This window comes from Arthrobacter sulfonylureivorans (assembly GCF_047607445.1).
Taxonomy (GTDB): domain Bacteria; phylum Actinomycetota; class Actinomycetes; order Actinomycetales; family Micrococcaceae; genus Crystallibacter; species Crystallibacter sulfonylureivorans_A.
Genome location: NZ_JBLKRT010000065.1, coordinates 1 through 7,000 on the forward strand (window position 1 = coordinate 1; position 7,000 = coordinate 7,000).

Annotated in this window: 6 protein-coding genes; 1 reads left to right on the top strand and 5 read right to left on the bottom strand. The window is 65.2% G+C overall.

Annotated features, from left to right (window positions below):
- The 5 genes from ACMX2H_RS18540 to ACMX2H_RS18560 all read right to left on the bottom strand — a co-directional run.
- On the bottom strand, window positions 1-710 hold a 710-nt coding region (locus ACMX2H_RS18540), incomplete at its 3' end, for a PIG-L deacetylase family protein (RefSeq protein WP_414962699.1).
- A 32-nt stretch (window positions 711-742) separates the two neighbouring features.
- Entirely contained in the window at window positions 743-2,200 is a 1,458-nt protein-coding gene (locus tag ACMX2H_RS18545) for a sugar nucleotide-binding protein (protein ID WP_414962701.1), read from the bottom strand.
- The gene (gene rfbB / locus ACMX2H_RS18550; protein WP_414962703.1) at window positions 2,197-3,195 is read right to left on the bottom strand and encodes a dTDP-glucose 4,6-dehydratase; all 999 of its coding nucleotides are present in this window, start codon (window positions 3,193-3,195) and stop codon (window positions 2,197-2,199) included. Before rfbB ends, ACMX2H_RS18545 begins: the two co-directional genes overlap by 4 nt.
- Before the next feature lie 79 nt (window positions 3,196-3,274).
- The gene (rfbA, locus tag ACMX2H_RS18555; RefSeq protein WP_414962705.1) at window positions 3,275-4,153 is read right to left on the bottom strand and encodes a glucose-1-phosphate thymidylyltransferase RfbA; all 879 of its coding nucleotides are present in this window, start codon (window positions 4,151-4,153) and stop codon (window positions 3,275-3,277) included.
- Between the two features lie 110 nt (window positions 4,154-4,263).
- Window positions 4,264-5,922 carry a RecQ family ATP-dependent DNA helicase gene (locus ACMX2H_RS18560; RefSeq protein ID WP_414962707.1) on the bottom strand — a complete coding sequence of 553 codons (1,659 nt, stop codon included), beginning with the start codon at window positions 5,920-5,922 and terminating at the stop codon, window positions 4,264-4,266.
- A 290-nt stretch (window positions 5,923-6,212) separates the two neighbouring features.
- On the opposite strand from ACMX2H_RS18560, the gene ACMX2H_RS18565 reads away from it, so the two are divergent.
- On the top strand, window positions 6,213-7,000 hold a 788-nt coding region (locus tag ACMX2H_RS18565; protein WP_414962708.1), incomplete at its 3' end, for an aminotransferase class V-fold PLP-dependent enzyme.

The window sequence follows — 7,000 nt, forward strand, 5'->3', positions numbered from 1 at the left end:
GGGAACAACGCGTCGGCTTGTGTGTCGTATTGGCGGATCCAGTGCTCCTTGGCCTCGATTCCCTGGTCCCACAGCCAGGGTTCCAACTGGTGTTGGGTGAGGAATGCAGCGTCCGGTTCCGCGGACTGGTTGTAGGGGAAGTCGGAGTAATAGACCACCTGCTCGGGGAAGGCCGTTCCCAGAGCCCTGGCCACCAAATGGTCCACGTGCCTGCCGACACCGAGCGGGCAGAAAATGAGTTCCGCCTGCGTCTGCTTCATCAGCCACGCCACCTGGCTGCGCAACTCGGCCATCAGGCGGCGGTCGCCGCGGGAAATCCGTCCGCGCACAATGTTGAACCGATAGGTGGGGTAGGTATGCACCAGTTCCGGCAGGAAGCGGGCCAGAAGGTCCGGGGCAGCCGCCGCGGGCTTCCGGCGACGGTAGATGGCATCGGTGGCGCCGAGGTGCAGATACTTGACGCCCAGGTTTCGCAGCACTGCGAGGTCTTCGGCGCGGCGGGCCTCGAAGAGCGCGGCGGCGTCCTCTACCTGGGCCAGCCGCATGAAGGTGCGCGCCGATCGAGTGTGCGGCGGCGGCGCCGATTCGGTGAAAATGGTCGCGACCGTCACCTCGCGGCGCGCGGCCTCGGCTTCAATCAGGGCGCCGCAGGACAATACTGCGTCATCCAGGTGGGGCGACAGAAAGAGCCAGGGGTTGTCGGCGGACATCGAGCTTGCGATCCGGCGGGGGACTGGGAGCGTCACTGGGTGGGCCCTCCGGAAACGGTGAGGGGAGGTGAGCCGGCCGCCAGCGGACCGCACACGGGATCCGTGGACAGATAGTCGCGCAGTGCCGCGAAAGCCTCAGGCGGCCTGAAACCGGTGGCTTCGATTTTCGCCAGCTCCAGCGTGCTCCGCTCCGGCCGGGGCGCGGCCGGACGGGAAGCACGATAGTCAGCTGTGCTCACGGGAACCACCTGCTGTGGGTCCCTGCCCAGCAACCGGTAGATCTCCGCCGCGATCTCCGCCCAGCTGGTGACCGGTCCGGAGTTGGTCAGGTTGTAGGGGCCGAAGGGCGCCCCGCTCTGCAGCAGATGCCGGATTCCCGCCGCCAGATCGCGGGTGAAGGTGACGCGCCCGTACTGGTCGGCCACGACCGAAGGCGAAGCATCGCGGGCCGCCAGCCCCGCCATGGTGCGGACGAAGTTTTTGCCATCCCCGACCACCCAGCTGGTCCGAACAATGTAGTGCCGCGGGGCGGTCGCCGCGGCGGCGTCGCCGGCGGCCTTGGACTGGCCGTAGACACCCAGGGGCGAGGGCGGTTCAGTCTCCGGGTGCGGCTCCTGGGAACCATCGAACACATAGTCGGAGGAAAGGTGGACGAGCGTGAGCCGGTGTTTGGCCGCGATGGTCGCCAGCCGTGATACGGCGGTGGCGTTCAGCTGCCAGGCCAGGCGGCGGCCCTCGTTGGACTCCGCACCCTCGACGTCGGTGTAGGCGGCGGCGTTGATGATGGCGCGGTAGGCACTCCAGTCCCGGGACCGGTAGGACTCTTCACGCGTGAGGTCGAAGTCATTCCGGGCCGCGAATTCCGCGTCCGGCAGCGCCTGGCGCAGTGCCCGGCCTACTTGGCCGTCCGCCCCCAGCACCAGGATGCGCTGTGGCTTCATCGGCACCACGGATCGCAGGGGCGGGTGGTGCAGGTCCTTCTCGGACAGTTCGGCCTCGGCCAGCGGAATCGGCCACGGTATGGCGGCGGACTCGTCGCCTGCGTTCAGGTACACGTAGTCCTCTTGGGCCCGGTCGTTCCAGTGGTCATTAACCAGATAGCTGTACACCATGTCCGGCTCCAGCGTTTGAAAACCGTTGCCGACACCTCGCGGCACGAACACCGCCCTGTCCGGCCCCAGTTCCAGGCAGAACCGCTCGCCGAAGCTAGGCCCGTCGCGCAGGTCAACCCAGGCGCCGAAGATCCTGCCGGCAGCCACGGAGACATACTTGTCCCACGGCTCGGCGTGGATGCCTCGGGTGGTGCCGACCCTGGCGTTGAAGGAGATGTTGTTCTGCACCGGGCCGAAGTCCGGCAACCCCAGCGACACGAGCTTCTCGCGCTGCCAGTTTTCCTTGAACCAGCCACGGTTGTCCCCATGGACAGGCAGGGAAACCACCAGCAGACCGGGGATCGACGTCTGCTCGATGCTGTGCAGCGAGGCGCTCACTGGCCGCGGCCCGCGTAGAACAATTCAGTGGACGCTTTGGCGCCGGACCAGAAGTCCGGGTTGTCCCGATACCAGTCCACAGTGTCCGCCAAACCGGTCTCCAGATGCACGAACTTGGGCTCCCAACCGAGTTCCTCGCGCAGTTTGCTGGAGTCGATGGCGTAGCGCAGGTCGTGTCCGGCACGGTCCGCCACCAGATCGAAGTCGTCGGCGCGGCGGCCCAGCAAGCCCAGCAGGATACCCAGCACCTCGCGGTTGCTGCGCTCGCCGTCGGCACCGATCAGGTAGGTTTCCCCGGCGCGTCCGTCGTCGAGAATCCGCAGCACTGCCGAGGAATGATCCTCCACATGGATCCAGTCGCGCACATTCCGGCCGTCCCCGTAGAGCTTGGGCCGGCGCCCGGTCAGGATATTGGTGATCTGCCGGGGGATGAACTTCTCTACGTGCTGGTAAGGACCGTAGTTGTTGGAACAATTGCTCAGCGTGGCGTTGACTCCAAAGGACCGTACCCAGGCACGGACCAGCAGGTCGGAGCCGGCCTTGGTGGATGAATACGGGCTGGACGGGTTGTACGGAGTGTGTTCCGTGAACCGCTCTGTCCCGTCCAGGGGAAGATCCCCATAGACCTCGTCGGTCGAGATGTGGTGCAACCGTGTGCCATGGCGGCGTGCTGCCTCCAGCAAGGTATACGTGCCGATGACGTTGCTGTGCAGGAACGGCTGCGGGTCCGCCAGCGAATTGTCGTTGTGGGTCTCCGCCGCGAAGTGCACCACTGCGTCATGGTCGGCCAGCAGCCGGTCCACCAGTCCCGGATCAGCCACATCGCCCTGCACCAGGCGGCAACGGTCCGCAGGCATGCCATCGAGCGAAGCGGCGTTGGCCGCATAGTTCATCTTGTCCACTACGGTTACCTGGTCATCGGAATGGGCCAGCACGTGGCGCACAAAATTCGATCCGATGAAACCGGCACCCCCAGTTACCAGTAGCTTTCGCATAGGCCCTAATGTAGCCACCGCTGGACCGCGCGACTAGAGCTGCCGCCAGATTGGCGGACAACGATGCGGGCCGGTCCGCTCAACCCCCATAGCGGGTGCTCTCCAGCAGGTCCAGCAGATAGGTGCCGTAGCCGCTCTTCGCCAGCGATTGTCCGTGGCCGTGAAGCTGCTCGTCGTCGATGTATTTCATCCGCCACGCGACTTCTTCCGGAGAGCCGATGGGCATGCCCTGGCGGCTGGCGATCGTCCGGATGAAGTTGGAGGCATCGTTGAGCGAATCGAAGGTTCCGGTGTCCAGCCACGCAGTTCCGCGGGGGAGGATCTTTACGGTCAAGCGGCCCTGGTCCATATACAGCCGGTTCAGGTCGGTGATCTCCAATTCGCCCCGGGCGGAGGGCCGCAAGGTCCGGGACATCGCCACGACGTCGTTGTCGTAGAAATACAGCCCGGGAACCGCATAATTGCTTTTGGGTTTCTGCGGTTTCTCTTCAATGGAAACCGCCGTGCCGTTGGCATCGAATTCGACGACGCCGTAGGCGCTCGGATCCGCCACCCAATAGCCGAAGATCGTGCCGCCGTCGACTTTGGCAATGTCCTCCAGTTGCGTGCCCAGGCCGGGACCATAAAACAGGTTGTCGCCCAGCACCAAGGCACACGCGTCGGTCCCGATGTGTTCCGCCCCGATGATGAAGGCCTCGGCCAGCCCGTTGGGTGCCGCCTGCTGCCGGTAGGTCAGCGAAATGCCGAACTGGGACCCGTCGCCGAGCAGCGCCTGGAACTGGGGCGCATCCACCGGCGTGGTGATGATCAGAATGTCCCGGATTCCGGCCAACATCAGTGTGGACAGCGGATAATAAATCATCGGCTTGTCGTAGACCGGTACTAGCTGTTTGCTGATGCCAAGGGTGATCGGATGCAACCGCGATCCTGTTCCCCCAGCCAGAATTATCCCCCGCATGCGTTATTTCTAGCGTGGCGGCACCACTTTGTATAGAGGATGGCCGGCTTTGATGGGTGCGGCTTTAACCGCCGCCATGGTCTGCAGGATGCCGCCCGGCTGCCGATGCGCTACTGGTCCTCCACGGATTCCAGCAGCCCCGCATCCTCCCGGACAGCGGACAGCGCGATGTCCTTGTAGCCGACTGACTCGAACAGGACCGTGATGCGGTCGGGCTGGGTGCCCATCACAATGCCGGGTCCCCATTCACGGTGCTTCACCGGCCGCTGGATCTCATACCCCTGAGGCATCTCAGCCTCCCGGGCTTCAGCCACGGCCTCCGACCCGGCTTCGCAGTTGTCGCAGTTCCCGCAATAGCCGTCGGTCTCTTCGCCAAAGTAGTTCAGCAGCCAGTCGCGCCGGCAATGGTCCGTCTCGGCATAGCCGCGGGCCATTTCGATCCGTGATTCATCGATCCGGTGCCGGGATTCGGCTTCGGCCACTGCTTTGTCCGCAGCCGACGAGGGATCCACCCCACCGACCGCCCGATAGCCGTTGCGGTCCACGGCGATGCTGCCGCTGTGTTCCAAGAGGTTGAGCAGCCGGGCCTGTTTGCGCTGCGAGAGGCCGGTCCGTTCGCGCAGAGCGGCCGGGCGGAGCGGACCGTGCTCGCGGATGGCGCCGTACACCGCGGCGAGGTCGTCCGGATCGGGAGTGCCGCCGGCAAAGAAGCGCTGCAGGCCCAGGTCTTCGGACCGGTAGTGCAGCACTGCCTGCGCGGGTTCGCCGTCCCGGCCGGCGCGGCCGATTTCCTGGTAGTAGCTGTCCAGCGAGTCGGGGATATCCGCGTGCACCACAAACCGGACATCAGGCTTATCGATGCCCATGCCGAAGGCGGAGGTCGCCACCACCACATCCAGTCCTCCCTCAAGGAACCGTTCGTGGATCGCCTCCCGGTCGGCGGCCCTCCGGCCGGCGTGGTAGGCGTCCGTCCGCAAACCGCGCCCGGCCAGTTCGGCGGCGTATCGTTCCGTGTCCTTGCGGGTGGCCGTATAGAGCAGCCCCGGCCCGCCCAAGCCAGCCACCTGATCCACGACAGCCTGCCGCTTGCCGCGGTCCTCGTGGTGCCGCCGTACCTGAAGGTTGAGGTTGGGCCGGTCGAAGCTCTGCACCGTGACGAAAGGGTCGCGCATGCCCAAGCGGTCAATGATCTCGGTGCGGGTATGCGGCGATGCTGTAGCCGTTAGGGCCACTACCGGCGGATGGTGCAACCGCTTCACTACCGGGGTGAGGGTCAGATAGTCGGGTCGGAAATCGTGGCCCCAGGACGAGATACAGTGCGCCTCGTCCACCACGAACAGCGAGATCTCCAGCTCCGCCAGCCGTAGAAGGGTCTCTTCGCGGGCAAGTTGTTCCGGAGCGAGGAACAGGAACTTCGCCTCGCCGCTTGCGGCGGCGTCCCAAGCGGCGCGTCCGGCCGAGGCTTTTTGCTGCGAGTTGATGGCAAACGCCCGGCGGGCGCCCAGATCGTCGTTGATGGCGTCAACCTGGTCATACTGCAGCGCAATCAGTGGAGAAATGACGACGGCGGTGCCCGGCAACGCGACGGCTGGAACCTGATAGACGGCAGACTTCCCATGCCCGGAGGGCATCACGGCCAGGACATCCTCGCCGCGGGCGGCTGCGGCCATCGCATCCAGCTGCCCCTCGCGGAGGACGTTCCAACCGAACGATTCTTCGGCGACCCGGCGCAGTTCGCTGTGGTCGGGTGGCAAAGGATGAGTCGGCATGAGGCTCCAGAAGATCGGTTCGGAACAATGGTGCGTAGTTTCGTTTCTAACCACCTGGCGGGCCGTTGTATAGGGCGGGTGAAGGCCGTGAAGAGCGGTTCCGGCAGCAGGACCCCCGGGAATCCGGGGCCCGGAGGCAACCGAAGCCTCCGAGTAAGGTTCGGCTCACGTGACCGGTGGCCAGCGAAGTGGGATGATTAGCGCAGACTTGTCTTGCGTATTGTCGGATGTTGGCCGCGCCGCGTGTGGGACAAGCCGGTTCCAACCATCGATCCAAGGAGCACCCCAAGGTGTCTGTGGTATCCACGCCCGCAACGCTCAAACATGCCGCCGGCATGATCGACGACGCCGAGGCCCGGCGCATCCGCAATGACTTCCCGATCCTCAATCAACAGGTGAACGGCTCGCCGCTGGTCTACTTGGATTCCGGCGCCACTTCGCAGAACCCGCTGTGCGTGCTGGAGGCCGAGCAGGAGTACTACGAACAGCGCAACGCCGCGGTGCACCGCGGCGCCCACATGCTGGCGGTCTCGGCCACGGATGCCTTCGAAAACGCGCGTGAAACCGTGGCTGGCTTTATCAACGCCGGTATGGACGAAGTGGTCTGGACCTCCAACGCCACCGAGGCGATCAACCTCATCGCGTATGCCTTCTCCAACGCCAGCGTCGGACGCGGCGGGGACGCCGCGGCGCGGTTCGTGGTGGGACCCGGCGACGAGTTGGTGGTCACCGAGATGGAGCACCATGCCAACCTGATTCCCTGGCAGGAACTTGCCTTCCGCACCGGTGCCACTTTGCGCTACATCCCGGTGGACGACGCCGGGGCGTTGCGCCTCGACGAGGCCGAACAGATCATCGGCCCGCGCACCAAGGTCGTGGCCTTCACGCACGCTTCCAATGTGCTCGGGACCATCAACCCGGTGGCCACCCTGGTGCGGCTGGCACGGGAGGCGGGCGCCGCCGTCGTACTCGATGCATGCCAATCGGTGCCGCACATGGGCGTGGACGTGAAGGCGCTGGACGTGGACTTCGCCGCCTTCTCCGGTCACAAGATGCTTGGTCCCACCGGCATCGGCGT

What these genes read in the sequence shown, in the direction of transcription:
- ACMX2H_RS18560 (WP_414962707.1), bottom strand. Translation starts at nt 5,922, where the DNA reads ATGCCGACTCATCCTTTGCCACCCGACCACAGCGAACTGCGCCGGGTC.
- rfbA (WP_414962705.1), bottom strand. Translation starts at nt 4,153, where the DNA reads ATGCGGGGGATAATTCTGGCTGGGGGAACAGGATCGCGGTTGCATCCG.
- rfbB (WP_414962703.1), bottom strand. Translation starts at nt 3,195, where the DNA reads ATGCGAAAGCTACTGGTAACTGGGGGTGCCGGTTTCATCGGATCGAAT.